Source organism: Magnetospirillum sp. 15-1, assembly GCF_900184795.1.
Taxonomy (GTDB): Bacteria; Pseudomonadota; Alphaproteobacteria; order Rhodospirillales; family Magnetospirillaceae; genus Phaeospirillum.
In genome coordinates this window covers 889893-909172 of record NZ_FXXN01000028.1, presented here as the reverse complement: position 1 = coordinate 909172, position 19280 = coordinate 889893, and the positions used below count along the sequence as shown (strand labels likewise).

Annotated in this window: 21 protein-coding genes; 10 read left to right on the top strand and 11 right to left on the bottom strand. The window is 66.2% G+C overall.

Going from position 1 to position 19280, the window contains the following annotated elements:
• The first annotated feature begins 2 nt into the window (after positions 1-2).
• Complete coding sequence (locus CP958_RS25485) at positions 3-905, top strand: flagellin (RefSeq protein ID WP_096704954.1); 903 nt, start codon at positions 3-5, stop codon at positions 903-905.
• 31 nt (positions 906-936) lie between these two features.
• Here the strand turns inward: CP958_RS25485 and CP958_RS25480 are convergent, their stop codons facing one another.
• The 3 genes from CP958_RS25480 to CP958_RS25470 all read right to left on the bottom strand — a co-directional run bounded on the left by CP958_RS25480 (position 937) and on the right by CP958_RS25470 (position 2679).
• Positions 937-1485, bottom strand: coding sequence for a DUF2478 domain-containing protein (locus CP958_RS25480; RefSeq protein ID WP_096704953.1), 549 nt, complete (start codon positions 1483-1485; stop codon positions 937-939).
• Positions 1486-1568: 83 nt separating this feature from the next.
• Positions 1569-2363: a TOBE domain-containing protein gene (locus tag CP958_RS25475; protein WP_096704952.1), complete on the bottom strand. Its 795-nt coding sequence runs from the start codon at positions 2361-2363 to the stop codon at positions 1569-1571.
• A 112-nt stretch (positions 2364-2475) separates the two neighbouring features.
• Positions 2476-2679 (bottom strand): TOBE domain-containing protein, encoded by a 204-nt coding sequence (locus CP958_RS25470; protein ID WP_096704951.1) that lies wholly within the window; start codon positions 2677-2679, stop codon positions 2476-2478.
• 367 nt (positions 2680-3046) lie between these two features.
• Between CP958_RS25470 and modA the strand changes: the two genes are divergently transcribed.
• From modA to CP958_RS25445, 5 genes are read left to right on the top strand one after another with little or no spacing between them, the layout of a single operon-like run.
• Positions 3047-3817, top strand: coding sequence for a molybdate ABC transporter substrate-binding protein (modA, locus tag CP958_RS25465; protein ID WP_096704950.1), 771 nt, complete (start codon positions 3047-3049; stop codon positions 3815-3817).
• An 18-nt stretch (positions 3818-3835) separates the two neighbouring features.
• Positions 3836-4222: a NifB/NifX family molybdenum-iron cluster-binding protein gene (locus CP958_RS25460; RefSeq protein ID WP_096704949.1), complete on the top strand. Its 387-nt coding sequence runs from the start codon at positions 3836-3838 to the stop codon at positions 4220-4222.
• Between the two features lie 14 nt (positions 4223-4236).
• Complete coding sequence (locus CP958_RS25455; protein WP_096704948.1) at positions 4237-4797, top strand: nitrogen fixation protein NifQ; 561 nt, start codon at positions 4237-4239, stop codon at positions 4795-4797.
• Positions 4794-5639: a ModD protein gene (gene modD, locus CP958_RS25450; protein WP_096704947.1), complete on the top strand. Its 846-nt coding sequence runs from the start codon at positions 4794-4796 to the stop codon at positions 5637-5639. The genes CP958_RS25455 and modD overlap by 4 nt, the downstream gene beginning before the upstream one ends.
• On the top strand, positions 5636-6118 hold the full coding sequence (locus CP958_RS25445; RefSeq protein WP_096704946.1) for a GNAT family N-acetyltransferase: 483 nt from the start codon (positions 5636-5638) through the stop codon (positions 6116-6118). Before modD ends, CP958_RS25445 begins: the two co-directional genes overlap by 4 nt.
• Before the next feature lie 141 nt (positions 6119-6259).
• On the opposite strand, the gene CP958_RS25440 is transcribed toward CP958_RS25445, so the two are convergent.
• From CP958_RS25440 to CP958_RS25405, 8 genes are all read right to left on the bottom strand, one after another.
• Positions 6260-6922: a nitrogen fixation protein NifQ gene (locus CP958_RS25440; protein ID WP_096704945.1), complete on the bottom strand. Its 663-nt coding sequence runs from the start codon at positions 6920-6922 to the stop codon at positions 6260-6262.
• A gap of 64 nt (positions 6923-6986) precedes the next feature.
• Entirely contained in the window at positions 6987-7415 is a 429-nt protein-coding gene (locus CP958_RS25435) for a LysR family transcriptional regulator (protein WP_096704944.1), read from the bottom strand.
• Between the two features lie 101 nt (positions 7416-7516).
• Complete coding sequence (locus CP958_RS25430) at positions 7517-8521, bottom strand: putative sulfate exporter family transporter (RefSeq protein WP_096704943.1); 1005 nt, start codon at positions 8519-8521, stop codon at positions 7517-7519.
• 18 nt (positions 8522-8539) lie between these two features.
• Positions 8540-9883: a di-heme oxidoredictase family protein gene (locus CP958_RS25425; RefSeq protein WP_096704942.1), complete on the bottom strand. Its 1344-nt coding sequence runs from the start codon at positions 9881-9883 to the stop codon at positions 8540-8542.
• Entirely contained in the window at positions 9880-11151 is a 1272-nt protein-coding gene (locus CP958_RS25420; RefSeq protein WP_096704941.1) for an extracellular solute-binding protein, read from the bottom strand. Before CP958_RS25420 ends, CP958_RS25425 begins: the two co-directional genes overlap by 4 nt.
• A gap of 19 nt (positions 11152-11170) precedes the next feature.
• Positions 11171-11980, bottom strand: coding sequence for a TonB family protein (locus CP958_RS25415; protein WP_096704940.1), 810 nt, complete (start codon positions 11978-11980; stop codon positions 11171-11173).
• A 9-nt stretch (positions 11981-11989) separates the two neighbouring features.
• A complete protein-coding gene (locus tag CP958_RS25410; protein WP_170959115.1) occupies positions 11990-14026 on the bottom strand; it encodes a TonB-dependent receptor in 2037 nt (678 codons plus the stop codon).
• A 320-nt stretch (positions 14027-14346) separates the two neighbouring features.
• Positions 14347-15216 carry an EAL domain-containing protein gene (locus tag CP958_RS25405; protein WP_096704938.1) on the bottom strand — a complete coding sequence of 290 codons (870 nt, stop codon included), beginning with the start codon at positions 15214-15216 and terminating at the stop codon, positions 14347-14349.
• A 233-nt stretch (positions 15217-15449) separates the two neighbouring features.
• Between CP958_RS25405 and cysE the strand changes: the two genes are divergently transcribed.
• From cysE to CP958_RS25385, 4 genes are read left to right on the top strand one after another with little or no spacing between them, the layout of a single operon-like run.
• Complete coding sequence (gene cysE, locus CP958_RS25400) at positions 15450-16319, top strand: serine O-acetyltransferase (RefSeq protein WP_096704937.1); 870 nt, start codon at positions 15450-15452, stop codon at positions 16317-16319.
• A 17-nt stretch (positions 16320-16336) separates the two neighbouring features.
• Positions 16337-16672, top strand: coding sequence for a DUF2325 domain-containing protein (locus CP958_RS25395; RefSeq protein ID WP_096704936.1), 336 nt, complete (start codon positions 16337-16339; stop codon positions 16670-16672).
• A 23-nt stretch (positions 16673-16695) separates the two neighbouring features.
• Positions 16696-17649, top strand: coding sequence for a family 2A encapsulin nanocompartment shell protein (locus tag CP958_RS25390; protein WP_096704935.1), 954 nt, complete (start codon positions 16696-16698; stop codon positions 17647-17649).
• On the top strand, positions 17646-19280 hold the full coding sequence (locus tag CP958_RS25385; RefSeq protein WP_096704934.1) for a family 2A encapsulin nanocompartment cargo protein cysteine desulfurase: 1635 nt from the start codon (positions 17646-17648) through the stop codon (positions 19278-19280). Before CP958_RS25390 ends, CP958_RS25385 begins: the two co-directional genes overlap by 4 nt.

The window sequence follows — 19280 nt, the reverse complement described above, 5'->3', positions numbered from 1 at the left end:
CCATGATGGAACGGGTTTCCTCCTGGGGCCTGAGCCAGGCCCTGCTGCGCTCGACCATGGCCACCCAGGCCCGGCTGGCGGAAAGGCAGACCGCCAGCGCCTCGGGCCTCAAGGGCCAGAGCTATGCCGACCTGTCGTCGGACTCGGCCAGGCTGATTTCCATGGAAACCACGCTGACCCGGCTGCAGACCCGCTCGGACAACACCCAGACCGCCCTGGACCGGGTCGAGTCCATGCATACCGCCGTGGGCTCCATGGTCGATCTGGCCGGCGACTTGCGCACCACGCTCAGCCAGTTGCTGTCCCAGACCGACGACACCGTGGATTACAACGCGGTGGGGCAAGGGCTGCTGAGCGACCTTGCCGATCTGATGAACCTGCAGATGGACGGCCGCTACCTGTTCGGCGGCAGCCGCACTACCGCCGCCCCGGTCGACACCTCGCTGCTGGCCGTGCCCGCCACGCCGTCCACCGCCGACGACGGCTACTATCTGGGCGACGACGTGACGCAGTCGGTGGGAGTCTCGGACCAATCATCCATCGATTACGGGGTGACGGCCGGCCAATCGGGCTTCGAGAAGATCCTGCGCGCCGCCAACATCCTGGCCAACACCGACACCTCCGATCTGGACAAGGATGCCGTGACCGAGGCCTACGATCTGGCCACCGAGGCGCTGGACGAGTTGCTGGCCACCCAGGGACGGCTGTCGGTCAACGCCAGCCGCCTCGAGGCCTTCGGCGAACGCCAGGACACCACCCTCAGCCTGCTGAGCGACCGCATCTCCGATGTCAAGTCGGTGGACGTCGCCGCCGTCACGGTGGAAATCTCCCAGCTCCAATCGATTCTCGAGGCGTCCTATTCGGCGCTGTCGAAGGTTTCATCGCTGTCGCTGACCGATTTCTAGGGCTTTTCACCGCCGCACCCCCGAGGCGGCGTCAACTGATCATCCTCCAGGCATCGACGCCGCGAACCTGACGCCACCACAGGGATATCGCCCTGGGGGTCGGGGCGATCGCCGTTCCAAACTCGCCGGTATAGTCGGCCCATCGGTCGGCATGACGGTGATGGACGGAGGTCAGAACCGGAACGCCGGCGGCGATGGCAACCGTGATTTCCGCCAGGAAACCGCCGCCATCGGCCTCCAGCTTGCCGAACTTGTTGACCACCAGCAGGTCCAGCGGTGCTTCCAGGGCGCGGCGCAGCACGATGCTGGCCTCGGCGACGCCCGAGGGATCGACGCTGCAGCAGCTCGAGCCCTCGCCCAGGCGCTGGGAGACCAGATAGCTCTCGTCGCCGGCAAGATCATAAAGGATGACGTCGCCGGCACACGGCCGGTCCTCGGATGCCCGGCGCTGGACCAGGCCGAGAACGCGATAGCCAAGCGCCGCCTGCTCACGGGCGAAACACTCAAGAACGGCGTTGGCATTGATGCCGTCGCCGTAGACGACGGCCCCGCACAAACCGGAAGCGCTATTTGAATCCATGTCCAGATCCCCGTCTGATGCTCGCTCCCCGATGTTTTCTTGTGGTTGATCGCTGAAATCCGTACTGGTGCGGCACGCCCCGTCTATTCCACCGCCAGGATGACGTGGGAGGCCTTGAACAGGGCCCAGGCCGCCGCGCCGGGCCGCAGCCCCAATTCGTCGGCCCCATCACGGGTCACCATGGCGGTCAGGACCTTGCCACCGCCGATATCCAGGGTGATCTCGCTGCTGACCGGCCCGTCCTCGCGATGGGCAACGGTGCCGGGGATGCGATTGCGCGCCGACACCGTCGGCGTTTCCTTGCCGGTGGCCAACATCACGAAGGACGCCTTCACCAGGGCGGTGACGGCCTGCCCCTTGACGATGCCGAGGTCGCGCAGGCTTTCCTCGGTCACCGTGGCGGCCAGGGTCAGCGCGTCGGTCAGGTGAAGGATCACCTCGGCGTTGACGCTGCCCTGGCGGATTTCGGTGACGGTGCAGCGAAAGGCGTTGCGGGCGCTGGTCTTCATGCCGAGACTCCGGAGCAGGATGATCGGGTCGACGGGGGTACTGCCCTCGCCGAACAGGGCGGCGGCGCGCGACAGGCGTTCCTCGAGCAGGTGGAAGGCGGCGATCAGCGCCTTGCCGTCCTCGGTGACCACGGCGCCGCCGCCGTTGCGGCCGCCGGTCTGGGCCGCCACGGCCGGGCGCGGCAGCAGATTGTTGACGGCGTTGAGCGCATCCCACGCCGCCTTGTAGCTGAGCCCCACCGCCTGGGCCGCCTTGGTGATGCTGCCCTGGCTGTCCACCGCCTCCAGCAGCGCGATACGGTCGCGCCCGACGGGCGAACGGCTGCCGCCCCTGAGCGCCAAAATGGCTTCGACCTTGCTGTCCGTCACGAAATCACCCCTCGTCATGTATTATAACTATATGACGAAGGACCGCCGCCGTCAGCCAAAAAAGCGAAGGCCCCGGCATGCCGGGGCCCGATCCAGCCAATGATGCGATGGCTTACTTCCCGATGATCACTTCCGACGATTTGATGATCGCGTGGACATCGTCGCCGACCTTGAGGGCGAGGTCGTCCACCGCTTCGTTGGAGACCAGGGAGGTGATGGTCTGGCCGCCGATGTCGACCTTGATCTTGGCGACGATCTGGCCCTTGTCGATGGCGACGACCTTGCCCTTCAGATTGTTGCGCGCGCTGAGCTTCATGGAAAAATCTCCGACTGAATTCACGATCGACAAAGCATCGATCCATCCAACACATTATTTATCACAAGAAACACGTCAACACTACCATAAGGAATAAAGACGACAACAGGCGCTATAAAGTCTAGATACGAAACGCACACATTAACTCAACATCAACAACACCATATAATGCCGTTATATTGCCTTCGTAAATACCGGCACCATTCCCATGCAATTTATGCAACCCCTCGATCCACGCATTCCGAATCCCACTTTTCCTGCAGACCCGGCCATCGGGAAATCATCCGCGCCGCCCATTCCGGGTTGCCGGAAGGGCTTTAGCGTTATATACCAATCCTACATTTCGATTCGATGCAGGAGTGAACCGATGCTGATGAAGCGCCTGTTGGGGGCCGTCGCCGGCCTCGCCCTTTCCGTTGCCGTCGCCGCTCAGGCCCATGCCGAGGACGTGGTGGTGTTCGCCGCCGCCTCGCTGACCAACGCGCTCAACGAGATCGGCGACCAGTTCACCGCCAAGACCGGCCACAAGATGGTTCCCTCCTATGCCGCCTCGTCGGCCCTGGCCAAGCAGGTGGAGCAGGGCGGCCCCGGCCAGGTCTTCGCCTCCGCCGATTTGAAGTGGATGGATTATCTGGCCGACAAGAAGCTGATCAACCTGGACTCGCGCTTCAACCTGCTGGGCAACACCCTGGTGCTGGTCGCCCCCGCCGATGCCAAGCAGGGCAAGGTCGAGCTGACGCCCAAGACCGACATCGCCGCCCTGGCGGGAGCCGGCCGCATCGCCACCGGCAATCCCGACAGCGTTCCGGTCGGCCTGTATTTCAAGCAGGCCATGGAGCGGGCCGGACAGTGGAAGGCTCTTGAAACCAAGATCGCCGCCACCGATTCGGTGCGCTCCGCCCTGGCCTTCGTCGAGCGCGGCGAGGTGCCGCTGGGCGTGGTCTACGCCACCGACGCGGCGGTTTCCAAGAAGGTCAAGGTGGTCGGCGTGTTCCCCGACACCATGCACGATCCCATCGTCTATCCCTTCGCCCTGATCGCCGGCAAGGAGACCCCGGCGGCCAAGGCGCTGCTGGACTACATCAAGGGTCCCGAGGCCAAGGGCGTGTTCGTCAAGTACGGCTTCAAGATCAACTAGGACGCGGAGGGGCCTGTCATGAAGGTCGCCATCGCCACCCAGGATCTGACCCGTGTCGACGCCCATCTCGGCTGGGCGCGACACCTGATGCTCTACGAAGTCGACGAGGAGGGGTACCGCTATCTCGATCTGGTATCCTTCCCATCCGGCAGGCAGGACGGCGATCACTCCAAGCTGGCCTGCCGCCTCGCCGCCATGGAAGGATGTCAGTTGCTGTTCGCGGCCGAAATCGGCTCCGACGGCGAGTTCGGTCTGGCGCGGATCAAGGTGACTCCCATCCGAAAATTCGCGGGAGAACCTGTGGCGTTGGCTTTGGAATCACTACGTGATGGAATGCGGGGTCAGGTGCCGCCCTGGCTGCGCCAAGCCGAACAGAAGTATCGGCGAGAGAACATCGACGGGTGATTGCCGAAGGAAACATGACTGAAACCTATGACCGCCTGATGGCGACGGCAAGCAGCCTCGACCCGCTCGACCGCCACGTGCTGGCCTCGGTCATCGCCGCCGCTCGGGCCGAGGGCGAGGCCCCGCTGACCGAAGCCCTGGGGCTCGACCGCCCCACCCTCCACCGCCTGCTGGAAGCGGCCTTCCCCGGCGCCTGTGCCGTGGATGATCTGGTGGGGACGGACGCCACCGCCGGTGAGGATGCTATCGAGGAGCCCGATTACCGTGCCCTGTTGCTGGACGGCCGCGCCAGGGGGACGGAGACCGAGGACTGGCTGGCCCATGTCGTGGCGCGGCGCTCGCTCCGGCCCGAGCATCTGTGGGTCAGCCTGGGCCTCAGAAATCGAAGGGAATTGTCCGACATGCTGTTCCGCCATTTTCCGGCGGTGGCGGCGCGCAACGTCCGGGGCATGCGCTGGAAGAAGTTCTTTTACCGCGAGATGTGCCAGGCCGAGGGGGTCTATGTCTGCAAGTCGCCGGTCTGCGACACCTGCCCCGATTTCGGCGAATGCTACGGAACGGAAGAGAAGGGATGATCCGGATCACCGACGAAGAGCTTGACCGCTTCGTGCACGACGACCTGCCCTATGGCGACCTCACCACCCGCTCGCTGGGGCTGGGGGCCGGGGCCGCAACCATGGTGTTCCGGGCGGGCGGCGCCCTGGTCGCCTCCTCCACCGAGGAAGCGGCGCGCCTCCTGACCCGGCTGGGCTGTACCGTGACGCTCGCCGCGACCAGCGGCACCCGCGCCGCCGCCGGGGACCTGCTGCTGTCGGCCACCGGCCCGGCGGACGCAGTGCTGGCCGGCTGGAAGGTGGCCCAGACCCTGGTGGAATACGCCTCGGGTATCGCCAGCGCCGCCGCCCGCATCGTCGACGCCGCCCGCACGATGCGTCCCGACGTCATCGTCGCCTGCACCCGCAAGACCTTCCCCGGCACCAAGGCCGTGGCCATCAAGGCGGTCATCGCCGGTGGCGCCATACCTCACCGCCTGGGCCTGTCGGATTCGGTGCTGCTGTTCCCCGAGCATCGCACCCTGCTGGGCGAAGGCTCCATGGCCGAAGCCGTCCGCCGCCTCAAATCAACCTGCCCGGAGAAAAAGGTGGTGGTCGAGGTCACCTCCGCGGACGAGGCGGAAGCCGCCGCCCAGGCCGGCGCCGACGTCATCCAGTTGGAGAAGTTCTCCCCCGCCCAGACGGCGGCGGCGGTAAAGCGCCTCGGCGGCCCCGGCGGCATCCCCATCGCCGCCGCCGGTGGGATCAACGCCGCCAACGCCGGCGCCTATGCCGAGGCGGGAGCCTCCATCCTGGTGACCTCAGCCCCCTATTCCGCCCCGCCCGTGGACGTAAAGGTGACCATCATGCCGGCGACGGCATGACCGGAACCATCATTCGCCCGGCCGCCCCCGATGATGCCGCCACCATCGTCGGGCTGATCATGCGTCTGGCCGGGTTCGAGGATGCTTCGGCGGTCGTCTCCCTAAGCGAGGCGGCGGTACGCCGCGACTGCTTCGGCCCCCACCCCCGCCTGCATGTGCTGCTGGCCGTCTGCGGCCAAGTGCCCTGCGGCATCGTCACCCTGCTGGACACCTATTCCAGTTGGGCCGGGGCACCGGCCATGATCGTCCATGATCTTTTCGTCGATGAAACGGCGCGCGGCCAGGGACTGGGCCGCCGGTTGCTGGCCGAGGCGGCGAAGCTGGCCGTGGCGCGGGGCTGCTGCCGCCTGGACGTCAACGTGTTGAGCTGGAACGGACAGGCCCGCAGGTTCTACGGCGCCCTGGGCTTCGTCCCGCAGGAGGACTGGCGCATCCACCGCCTCGACGCCGCCCGCCTGAAACACCTCGCGGAACAATAGCCCGGCCTGGAGTGCATCAGCTTCAAGCTGAAGCACTCCAGGATTCTGTGTATACGAAAAAGCTTTGCCTTTTCAGGGCTCAAGCGCCGCTCGGGCTTAAGAGCTTTTCGACTTTCAGATTCAACTTAAGCGCGAAAAGCTCTAAACCTCGGGCGCGTAGCATTCCGAATGGTGGGGGCAGATCTCGCAGGAGGACGCGGTGCAGGTCCACACCTTCTCGATATCGCACAGCAGTTTGTAGAAGAACTTCTTCCAGCGCATGTCGCGGTCGTTCTTGGCCATCAGCGCGGGGAAATGGCGCCCGAGGATGCCGGTCAACTGGTCCCGGTTCTCCAGGCCCAGGCTCATCCACAGATGCTCGGGCTCCATGCAGGCCCGTGCGATCAGGCGGGCGAACACCACCGGCCACAGACCCTTTCCCGTGGCGTGGTTGAGGAACAGGCGGCAGAGATCCTGCTCCTCCTGCTCCAGCAGCGAGCGGCTGAAGCGGCCGTGGGCCGGATCGTCATCGCCCCCCATGTCGCGGCAAAAGCCGCCCGGAGGACTGAACTCGGAGGTATGCCGCCGCCAGCAGCCGCCCATGGGCCACCCCGCCGCCTCGGCCGCCGGGAAATAGCGGGTGGTTATGGCCTCGATCTCCTCGGGATCAAGGCCCAGGGCGCGGCGATAGGGAGTCTCGGCGCAAGAGCAGCGGTGGGTCAGGATGCAGGCCAGGGCGCGAATGTCGGGATCGTCGCGGCCGACGGAATACCGCAGCAGCCACTCGCTTCCCCAATTGAGCCCGGTCTGGCAAATGACCGCCATGCCACCCTCCCGCTATTGCCGGGCGGATATTACGGGCTGGACGACGGCACCGGTATGATTTTCGTCAAGTGGGCGCGGGCTTGCGCTTCCTGGAGCGACAGGCCGGCGAGTCCATGCCGTCCTCGAGACCGGGACAGGCGTCCCAGTCGGAATCCAGGGCCAGCAGGTGGCTCAGCGCGTCGAGATCGCCGGCGAACATGATCTTCGCCTTGGCCTCCACCGAACGGTAGATGCCCAACACCGCCCGCCCGGTCTCGGTCAGCGAGGCGCCGCCGCCCCGCCGCCCGCCCATGACACGGATGACCAGGGGCTCGCGGAAATGGCGGTTCAGGCTGTCCACCATCTTCCAGGCGTTGGGATAGGCCATGCCCAGCACCCGGGCCGCCGCCGAGATGGAGCCGTGATGATCGATGGCCTCCAGCAATTCCATCTTGCCGGGGCCAATCAGGGGAACAATGCGTACCTGGACGCGAAGATCGGGTTTGTCCGCCATGAGCTCGCCTCGTTGATCATCCTGATGGCGTAGCCCCCCGCCCCGGAAAGGTCAATGGGAACGATGGATAAGTTATTGATTTTTCGCTATGTTGTCCAGGGCTATAGCGCCCGTTGAGCCAACAGCACCCCCATCACCAGGGCCGCCATCAGCACGGTTTCCGCCAACAGCAGAAGCACCGGCTTCGGCCCCAGCTCGGTCATGGCCTTGAGCGAGGTCTTCATGCCCAGGCCGGCGATGGCGGTGACCAGGCACCAGCGCGACAGGTCGTTGATCGCCGCCGTGGCGACGTGCGGCACCAGTCCGGTGCTGTTGACGCCGACCAGAACGGCGAAAACCACCAGGAACGGCGGCAACAGCGGCGGCTTCTCCCCCTGGGCGCCGCGCCCCCCGAAGGCCAGCGACACCGCCATGACCACCGGCAGCAGCAGCGCCACCCGCAACAGCTTGACGAAGGTCGCCGTGTCGCCGGTCTTGACCGAGACGCTGTAGCCGGCCCCCACCACCTGCGCCACATCGTGGATGGTGCCGCCCAGAAAGATGCCCGCCTCGGTCTCGCCCAGGCCGAAGGCGCCGACCACCAGGGGATAGACGATCATCGCCAGGGTGCTGAGCGTGGTCACCCCGATCACCGTGAAGATGGTATCACGCTCGGAATGCTCGTGGCGGGGCAGCACCGCTGCGATGGCCAGGGCCGCCGAGGCGCCGCACACCGCCACCGCGCCGCCGGTCAGCACGCCGAACGCCCCGGAAAGCCGCATCAGCCGGGCCGCCAGCAGACCCACCAGGGTGGTGAACGCCACCGCGCCGACCATCAGGGCCGGGGTTTCGCCCCCCAGTTCGGCGATCTGGCCCAGGGTGATGCGCATGCCCAGCAGGGCCACCCCGACCCTCAGGACCGAGCGGGACGCGATGCCGATCCCCTCGACGCAGCGCCCCTCCTGGGACAGGAAGTGAAAGGCCATGCCCAGCAGCAAGGCGTACAGCATGGTCGGGCCGCCGTAATGGTCCGACAGGAACGAGGCGGCGATTCCCACCGTCACCGCCGCCAATACCCCGGGAAAGGCGGTACCGAGCTTTTGCCTTACCGCCTGAATATCGAACATGCTCGGCTATCTCCGGGATTACAGGCTGTCGAGGAACCGCAACAGCGCCCGCCGGTCGTCGGAAGGCAGACGGCGCACGGCCGCCGCCGCCTCTCGGGCGGCGCCACCATGCCACAGAACCGCCTCCAGCGGCGAACGCGCCCGGCCGTCATGCAGCAAACCGGCGCGCGGGTCAACCAGCCGGCGCAGCCCCAGCCCCCACAAGGGTGGCGTGCGCCACTCGCTTCCCGTCGCCAGGAAGTCGGGGCGGCCATCGGCCAGATCCGCCCCCATGTCGTGGAGCAGCAGGTCGGTATAGGGATGGATCACCTGTCCGCCCAGGTCCTCCAGCGACGGGTGGGAACCGGTCGTCAGGGTCGGGCGATGGCAGGAGGCGCAGCCGGCGGCGACAAACAGCGCCTCGCCACGGCGGACCGAGGGATCATCGACGCCGCGCCGGGCCGGCACGCCCAGGCCCAGGTGATAGGTTTCCAGCGCCAGCAACTGCCCGGCGGTCAGTTCCGGCTGCGGTGCCACGAAGGCCGCCCGGCACTCCGGCTGGGCCTCGGTGCAATTCTGCCCGGTGAACAGCGGCGAGGTGACACCGAGATCGCCCAGCATGGCCCCGGCCAGTTGCTGCAGCACCGAAGGCTGGTTGGCCTTCCAGCCGAAGCGGCCCAGCACCGTCCGGCCGTTGCCCGCATCCCACACCCGGTTGGGGCGGCCGCCGTTCTCGGCGGCGATGGCCAGGATGTCGGCCTCGGGAACCGCCGCCAGCAGGCCCAGACCGAATACCGGCGGGGCAATGCGGGGAGAGATCAAAGCATCCTTGCCCAGCGGGCCATAGGCCAGGCCCGTGAAGGAAATCAGGGGACGCCGCAGCCGCACCGCCTCGCCGCCCGGCAGCACCTCATCATGCTCCCGCCAGCGGATCACCGCCCGTCCCTCGCCCGGTACTCCGGGAATGCCGTCCTCATTCAACTGGTCGCCATAGGCGGAATGGGGCCTCACTCCGCCATGCTCGCCCTCGCCCGGCACCGACAGACGGACCAGCATGGTGCGCATGGGCTCGGCGGCGGTCTCGGGAGCGAAGCCGCCACCATTACGGGGATGGCAGGCAACGCAGGACAGGCGGTTGAACAGCGGCCCCAGCCCGATGAAGCGCTCGTCCTGGGCCGGCGCCGCCAGCCAGGGCCGGTTGAACACCGTACGGCCACGGGCGAAGTCCCGCACCAGGGCCTCGGGCAAGGCGGGGGCCATGGTGGTGAAGGCCGCCCGCCCACTTTCGAACACGGTAAAGGCGCCGCCGGACAGCGCCTCCTCCGCCCCCGCCGTGGCGGGAGCGGCCAGCAACAATCCGGCGGCCAGCAGAAAGCGCCTCATTTCGCCAGGGCCGCCAGGGCCTGGGCGGTGGTGGCGCCGACCGCCTGGGTCCAGCGGGCCTTGACCGCCTTGGCACCCTCGGACTCCATGTCCTCCAGGGCGGCATTGAGGGTGGGAGCACCGATTTCGGCTTCGGTGGCCGGCACGCCGGTCAGCAGCCGGCGGGCCGCCTCGGCGCGGGCCTTGTCCCCGGTGGCCTCGGCCTTGCGGATGGCGGCGAAGCCGTCGCGCAACTGGGCATGGCGGGTGGTGATGAAGGCATCGAACAGCGCCGTCATGGCGAACTGGCGGGCAGTGCCCTTGGCCGGGTCGAACACGAAGGCGGCCGCCCGGCCCTCGAAGGGCCGGGGGAAATCGGCGGGTGCCTTGGCATAGGCCGACGGCCGCACCGGCAGGCGCATGACCTCGGGGGTCATCAGCAGGGCCTGGCCCTCGTCGGACAGCACGAAGCGCACGAAGGTCTCCGCCGCCTTGGCGTGGGGGGCCTGGGCGGTGATCGCCACATGGGCGGGGACATAGGCGGTGATCTCGGGATAGACGAAGGTCACCGGCTTGCCGTCGGCCTTGGCCGAGCGCACGAAGAAATCGATGATCATGCCGATACCCTTGGTACCCTCGGCCAGTTCGTTGACCATGGCGACACCGCCGCCCGAATCCAGCAGTTCGGCATTGGCGGCGATCTCGGCCAGCAGCGCCCAGCCCTTGTCCCAGCCGTGATGCTGCAGGATCACCTCGATCATCGGCGGGGCGAAGCCGGTGGAGGACGGTACCGGCAAGATGACGTGCCCGGCATAGGCGGGCTTGGCCAGATCGCTCCAGTCACGGGGCACCGGCAGGCCATGCCCCCTCAGGTAGTCGGGCCGCACCGCGAAGCCGTAGCCGGCCAGTTCGAAGGCGGCATAGGTCCCCTTGCCGTCGGTCAGAGGCATGCCGCCCACCTTGGTGGCGATCCCCTTGGCGGTATCGCCCAGCGGGCGGAAGGCGCCGCCCTTGGCCAAGGCGGGAAAGGCCTTCAGGGCTGGCGACCACAGCACGTCCACGCCGCCCTGGTCGGGCTGGCGCAAGGTGGCCATGGCGTCACCGCCGTGGCCCCACTGGAAGTCCAGCTTGATGTCGGGATTGGCCTTGGTGAAGGCCTGCTCGTAGCGGTCCATCATCTCCTGGGGATAGCTGGTGAAGACGCGGACCGTATCGGCCGCCTGGGCGGCGCTCCAGGGGACGAGGCCGCCGAGGGCAAGAGCAAGGGTGGCGCGCAAAAGGGCCTTCATGACGGAACTCCCGTATGGATTATCGTTGGGTCAGTGTGAAACTCACCGGCACCTCGACGCCGATGCTCCCCACCGGCGGTGGGGAAAACGTGGACAGGCGGCGGATGGTGTCGAGCGCACCCCGCCGCAGAATATCGTCATCGCTGCCGCCGGTTACCACCAGCGAGCCCGGATCGACCCCGCCGTCGGCCAGCACCTGGAAGCGCACCCGGACCAGCCCGGCCAATCCCAGCCGCCGGGCCACCGCCGGATAGACCAGGCCGCGCTGGATAGCCCGGCGCAGGGCCGCCAGATAGGCATCCATATCGGGAGCGCTCCCCGCCCCATCTCCGGTCCGAGCCTGGCCCCGGCCGCTTCCCACGGCTCCACTTTCCACGGCCCCGTCCGATTGGCCGTCCCCCGCCGCCGTCACCGATGGGGTGACACCCGTTGTCGCCTCGGAGGCGACGGATTTGGCGGCGGAAGACGTCTCCTGGGTTGGCGAGGGGGGAACTGGCGGGCGCTTCGGCCGTCGAACGGTCGAGGTCCGCTCGGGACGCACGGCCGCGGCTTCCGCGACCGGTACCACCGGCTGGGGCGCCATGGCCGGAATTACCGGCGAAAGAACCTCGCCCGCCTCTCCTCCCGCCGACCGGCCGGCCGGCGAAGCCGCGCCGCCGCCGCCGGCCATGCCGATCAACTCGACCATGACCGCCGGAGGCAGAGGAGACGGAACGGGCGACGGCGCGGCCAGGACCAGCACCGCCACCAACACCGCCCCGTGCAGGCTGAACGAGAGCGCGGCCGGCCAGGGATTTTCGCGATCGGGCCATTGCGCCGGCCTCGCCATGACCGCCGGCTAGAACTTGAGCCGAAGGTTGGCGAAGAAGTTGCGCCCTTCCTCGTGATAGCCGTCGGAAATCTTGTAATTGGCGTCCAGCAGGTTGTTGGCGCCGGCCTCGGCGTAGACCTGCTCGGTGAACTGATAGCCCGCCTTGAGGTTGGCCACCACGTATTCGCCGCCGTCGAAATACATGGTGCTGGGATTGGCCTTCTGGAGGTGCCGCTCGCCGCCGATCTCGACGCTGGGCACCACGCTCAATCCGTCCAGCGGCTTCCAGTTGGCGTAGGCGAAGGCCTTGTGGCGGGGGGTATCGACCAGGATGGTCGATTTGTCGGGAACGGTGCGCAGCAGGTTGGCGTAATTGGCACCGATTTCCAGGTCCGGGGTGACGGCGTGGCTGATCTCCAGTTCGAAGCCCTTGTGAATGGCCTTGGCGACGTTCTGGTTCTGACTGAGCGAGGTCGTGAGGGGAACCGAGGTGATGGTGTCCTCCAGCCAACTCTGGAACACGTTGGCGCCCAGCTTGGTGTGACCGATGGTCTGCGTGACGCCCGCCTCCAGGTTGTTGGACTTCTCCGGCCGCAGGGTGGGATTGTTCTGGAAGGTGGTGAACCGGGTGCTGAAGCGCTCGAACAGGGTGGGAAAGCGGGTACGGCGCGACACCGAGGCATGGACCGAACCCGCATCATCGTAGCGATAGGCCACGGCCAGTTGCGGGTTCAGCGCGTGGGCATCGCCGCGCGGATAGGCGTAGGGCCGGTTGGACATATTGGTGCCGCCGGTATTACCCAGGATGAAATCCTGCGCCTTGATCAGGTGGCGGTAATCGTAGCTGACCCCGGGGACCACGTCCCAATCCTTGGTGGGATGGAAGGTGTTCTCGACCGCCAGCGACCAGGTGTCCTCCAGTTGCCGCTGGTGGGGCTCGGTGGCGCCGGTGGGAGGCGATCCGCGGAAATAGTCGTTCCACTCGGTGTGGATGTCATGGCGATAGTGCAGCGCCGTCTTGAAGACGTTCTGGCCGTCGAACATGGCCCAGGCGCCCTCGGCCGTCGCGCCCGTGGCGAAATCCTCGTAGTAGCTGCGGCTGGCGCTGGTGGAGCTCAGCGACGTGAAATCGGCGTTGTCGTAGGTGTCGATCTCGTTGAAGAAGCGGTCGGCGAAGGCCTTGACCTTGATGTAGGAGCCCTTCTCATCCAGGCCGGTCTTGGAAATCCAGTAGATGCTCTGCTTATCCCAGGCGGGCCAGGTCCAGTTGCGGGCGGTGGCGCCGGGAACCTCGTTGAAGGGGACCTCCTTGCTGCCCGTCTGGTTGATGATGTTCAGGCTGTACTCGTCGAAGGGCGACGGCTCGTAGCCCACCTTGACGTTGACCTTCATGTTCTCGCGGCGGGAATGGTCGCGCTTGCCGCCGTTCTCCATGGTGGTGGCCCGATAGTCGTCGGACAGGCTGAAGAAGGTCCGCAGGTTCTCCGACGCCGAGCCCTGGACGTACCAGTCGCCCAGGCGGGCGCCGCCGAAGGCATCGGCCTGGAAGCCGTTGAAGGTGCCGCCGTTGTTCATCATCGTGCCGAAACGCAAGTCCAGCTCGGTCGGCTGGGTCACCTTGCGGCTGACCAGATTGACCGAGCCGCCCATGGCGCCGGGACCGTCGATCACCGAGGTGAAGCCCTTGGAAACCTGGATTTCGGCGATATCGGCAGTGCCGAACAGACTGTAGTCGATGCGGTTGTCGGCGGGCAGGTAGACACGGATACCGTCGATGTAGAGCGGAACGCGCCAGCGGTCAAAGCCGCGAATGGCGACGGTACGCTCGCCGCGCACGCCGCCGTAGGAAATGGCGGCGCCGGGAACCAGATCGAGGGCGCGGTCCAGGGATTCACGGTTGAATTGCTGGATGTCGTCCTGGGTGACGGTCGAGCCGCCCATGGCGGTACTGCCCATCGCCGAGGCGGAAGCGTTGACCTGTCCCAGGCTGAACACCTCGGAAGCCAGGGTGGAAACGGGCACCAGGGCGGTGCAGGCGGCCAGGACGGCGAACGTGCTCTTCAATTCTTCCTCCATTTGCTCCTCTGCTCCGGCGCCGCCCACCGTTATAGTGTCAATCTATATAACGGTGGATGCGCCGAAAGCCCGAATGGGCGAGCCTCTGATCAGAGCGTTGTATTCAATCTAATATGATTACAGCCTGGATATAGCGAGACGGCATTCCAGGCAAGGGGAAATCGACACATATTCTCGCCGGAAAATCCCATGTGAAAGGCCGTCGCGCCGCATAAATCCACGGCCCAGCCCTTCCGTCCACACCCTAGTATCTATCACTTAATGGATATTGATAAGCCCCCCCCCTCTCCCCCGAAGCGTCGAGGCGGTCATGACGCCGCCATCTGGGATTGGGGGCGGTATTGCAGGTGAGGGGCCGGCTTGGCGTAGAGATAACCTTGCAGCATATCCACACCGGAATTCACGGCCAGCGCATGCTGTCCGACGGTTTCGATCCCCTCGCACACCACCCGCGCCCCCAGATCGTGGATGATATCCACCAGCTTGGGCAGGATCTGCCGGGCCCGTGGGTTGACGGTGGACTGGACGATCAGGCTGCGGTCCAGCTTGACGATGTCGGGTGACAGGCGCCACAGCCGGTCGAAATTGGAGTGCCGGCAGCCGAAATCGTCGATGGCGACGCGGAAGCCACGCCGCTGATAGGCGGCAATGGCCTCGACCAGACGGTCCAGATCGCCGATGCGCGATTCCAGAATCTCCAGCACCACCTGAGTCGGCCGCAGGCCGCAATAGCCCAGCAGGGTCTCGAAGAAACTGCCATGAGTGCCGTTGTGAACGTTCAGGAGATGGCGGCCGTCGACGTTCAGATACAGGACGGCGTCGGGCTGGGCCTGGGTCACGAAATTGATGGCGTGGATGGTCCGGCACAGGCGGTCGAAATGGACGATCTGCTCCGGCGTCTTCGGGATCTTGAAGGCCTGTTCGGGGGAAACGGCCCGCATCTTGACATCGTGCACCCGCAACAAGGCCTCGTGCGCCACCGCCGCCATGGTCGCGGCGAGAAACAGCGGCTGGAAGGCCGACCGCAGCCGCAGTTCGCCATGACGCCCCACCGCGCCGCAATCCTCGAAATGGACGCACCGCTTCAGAAGCGACGAGCCGCCGCCCTTCCCCTCGAAGTGAGCGACCAATTGCTCGACCTTGATGCCAGAGCCATCCTTGTGCCGCACGAAGGTCATTCCGGTCTCTCCTCTCAAACGCAACACAGCCGGCCACCGTCACGGAAAACGGGTACCGGACAACCATTCTCCCTCTCGCATTATCTATTAGTCTAGTAGATAAAATGCTTATATCGCCACCTCAGGCCGCCACCCGAGGCTTGTGGATCGTATCGCTCTATTTTTCTATTGATCTAGTAGATTTATGATGTAAGAGTTTCGACAGGACACAGCCACACCAAAGGGCACACACCATGGCGCGACCTCCCCACGGCCATCTGGCCTTGATTGCCCGGCAAGAAAGCGATCTGGGCCGTTTTGCCGACACCGTCTGGGCGGAATTGCGCAAGGAAGCGGAAGAGGCCCTGGCCCGCGCCCCCATGCTGCGGCGGCTGTTCATCGATTGCATCCTGGAGCAGCCCTCGTTCGAGGCGGCGGTGTTCTTCCGCATCTCGCAACGTCTGAAGAACGAGGTGGTGACGCTGCCCCTGCTGACCGAGACCTTCGCCCGCGCCGCCCTGGCCGATCCCGGCCTTGGCCTGGCGCTCAGGGCCGACATCGCCGCCGTGCTGGACCGCGACCCGGCCACCCGGCGGTTTATCGAGCCGTTCCTCTACTTCAAGGGCTTCCACGCGGTACAAACCCACCGCCTCGCCCACTGGCTATGGGGCAATGGCGAGCGCGACGTCGCGCTGTATCTGCAAAGCCGCTCGTCCGACGTCTTCCAGACCGACATCCATCCGGCGGCCCGCTTCGGCAAGGGCATCTTCCTCGATCACGCCACCGGACTGGTGGTGGGCGAGACGGCGGTGATCGACGACGACGTATCGCTGTTGCAGAACGTCACTCTGGGCGGCACCGGCAAGGAAAGCGGCGACCGTCACCCCAAGGTCCGCCAGGGCGCCATCATCGGCGCCGGAGCCAAGATCCTCGGCAATATCGAGATCGGCGCCTACTCCCGCATCGCCGCCGGCTCGGTGGTGCTGCGGGCCGTCGAACCCCACTCCACCGTGGCCGGCATCCCGGCCCGCACCATCCGCACCACCAACGACCCCGAGGCCCTGCGCACCAAGGAGGAGATCCTGAAGGCGCTGTCCTACGAGTCGTTCGACTATTCCATCTGAGCGCGAGGAGCAGACCCATGAGCACTCCAGCCACCGATGCCATCGATCTTTCCGGCCGCCTGATCCTCTACGTGGGCGGCCGCCACCAGCACGTGGCCCATCTGCGCCGCATGGTCGAGGAGCGCGGCGGCGGCTTCGTCCACCACGACGGCGGTGTCGAGCAAAGCATGACCAAGCTGGCCAACCAGCTGGAACGGGCCGACGCCGTGCTGTTCCCGGTGGGCTGCGTCAGCCATCAGGCGCAGAGCAAGGTCAAAGGCCTGTGCCGCCGTTTCCAAAAGCCGTTCCGGCCGCTCCGCAGCACCGGCATCGCCGCCGTGCTGCAGGCGCTGGAATCGGTCGCCGCCCACTGATTTTTCAACAAGGAGAAGAATGCATGTCCGAGGATATCGAGGTGCGCCGCACCCTGAACGAGCAGGCGGCCCGCCAGCTTGCCAACGCCACCAAGACCCGCGCCCAGTGGTCGGGCATCACCCCCAGATGGCTGGTGTCGTTCCTGCCCTGGACGCCGGTCGAGGCCGGCATCTACCGCCTGAACCGGGTCAAGGAAAGCGGCGCCGAGGCCTCCGCCGACGTCAAGTGCAGCCCGCGCAACGACGCCGACCTGCCCGAAAGCTTCGTTCCCTACGAAGAAAACCCGCGCGAGTACTCGCTGAACGCGGTAACCACCGTGCTGGATGTCCAGACCCGCGTCTCGGACCTCTATTCCCACCCCATCGATCAGATTCAGGAGCAGTTGCGCCTGTTGATCGAGAAGGTGAAGGAGAAGCAGGAATACGAACTGATCAACAACGCCGAATACGGCCTGCTGACCAACACCGCCAAGAGCCAGCGCATCAAGACCCGCAAGGGCGCCCCCACCCCCGACGATCTCGACGAATTGATCAGCAAGGTGTGGAAGGAGCCGTCCTTCTTCCTGGCCCACCCCAAGGCCATCGCGGCGTTCGGGCGCGAATGCACCAAGCGCGGCGTGCCGCCGCCCACCGTCAGCCTTTTCGGCACCAATTTCCTCACCTGGCGCGGCCTGCCTTTGGTGCCCAGCGACAAGCTGACCATCACCGCCGAGGGCAAGAAAAACGGCAAGACCAACATCCTGCTGGTCCGCACCGGCGAGAAAAGGCAGGGCGTGGTCGGCCTGTTCCAGCCGGGTGTTCCCGGCGAGGTGGCGCCGTCCTTGTCGGTGCGCTTCATGGGCATCAACCGCAAGGCCATCGCGTCGTACCTGATCTCGCTCTATTGCTCGGCCGCCGTGCTCACCGAGGACGCGCTGGCGGTGCTCGAAGACGTCGAGGTCGACCACTACTTCGATTACGACAAGAAGTTCGCATGACCCAGCCGCTCTCCCTCGATCTGCCGTCTTCTCCCACCCCGGCGGCGCCGCCCGCCGGGGACTGGGACGAGCCGGCGACAGGCTCCGCCGGCGCGCCCGACGCCCGGCTGATCGCCCAGATGGCCAACGCCCTCTTCAACACCCAGCCCGGCCACTCGCAGCCCTCCATCGGCGTGGCGCCGCCTTCGCTACCGCCGGTCGAGGCGCCGGCCGAAGTGGATTTTGGCAACGTCGCCAACCTGCTGGGCGGCATCGTCCGGCTGGTGCCGCCGGAGCACGGGGTGGAACCGGCTCCGCCGCCCTTGCCCCCCGATCCTTCATTGCCGGCTTCACCTCTCCTGGCCATCGAACTGCGCCCGGAGCTGATCCCCGATCTCAGGGGCACCGGCGCCCATGGCGGCGCCTTCGACGCTCACACGGTCAGGCGCGATTTTCCCATCTTGAACCAGCAGGTGCACGGCAAGCCGCTGATCTGGCTCGACAACGCCGCCACCACCCAGAAACCCCGCCAGGTGATCGAGCGCCTGAAACGCTATTACGAGTTCGAGAATTCCAACATCCACCGCGCCGCCCATACCCTGGCGGCCCGCTCCACCGACGCCTACGAGGCGGCCCGCGAAAAGACCCGGCGCTTTCTCAATGCCGGCTCCACCGAGGAGATCGTCTTCGTCCGGGGCGCCACCGAAGGCATCAATCTGATCGCCAAGGCCTGGGGCGAGCGCAACGTCAGGGAAGGTGACGAGATCGTCGTCACCTGGCTGGAGCACCACGCCAATATCGTTCCCTGGCAACAACTGGCCGCCAGGGTGGGGGCCAAACTGCGCGTCGCCCCGGTGGACGATTCGGGCCAGATCATCCTGGAGGAATACGAGAAGCTCTTGAACCCCAGGACCCGGCTGGTGTCGCTGACCCAGGTGTCCAACGCGCTCGGCACCATTACGCCGGCCGCCGAGATGACCGCCATGGCCCATCGCCATGGCGCCACCGTGCTGGTGGATGGCGCTCAGGCGGTGTCGCACATGGCCGTCGACGTCCAGGCGCTGGGCTGCGACTTCTATGTCTTTTCCGGCCACAAGGTGTTCGCCCCCACCGGCATCGGCGCCGTGTATGGCAGAAAAGCCGTGCTGGACCAGATGCCGCCCTGGCAGGGCGGCGGCAACATGATCGCCGACGTCACCTTCGAAAAGACGGTATTCCAGCCCGCCCCGGCCCGTTTCGAGGCTGGAACCGGCAACATCGCCGACGCGGTGGGGCTGGGAGCGGCCATCGATTACGTGGAAGCCATCGGCCTGCACATCATCGACGCCTGGGAGCACCAATTGCTGGATTACGGCACCCAGGGGCTGCTGACCATTCCCGGCCTGCGCCTGATCGGCACCGCCAGGGAAAAGGCCGGGGTACTGTCCTTCGTCATCGACGGCTGCCGCACCGAGGATATCGGCAAGGCCCTGAATTCCGAAGGAATCGCCGTACGCTCGGGCCACCATTGCGCCCAGCCCATCCTGCGCCGCTTCGGCGTGGAGGCGACGGTGCGGCCGTCACTGGCCTTCTACAACACCTTCGAGGATCTGGACGCCCTGGTGAACGCCCTGCGGCGCTTCCAGTCGGGACATGGAGGGCGGGGAGCCTGA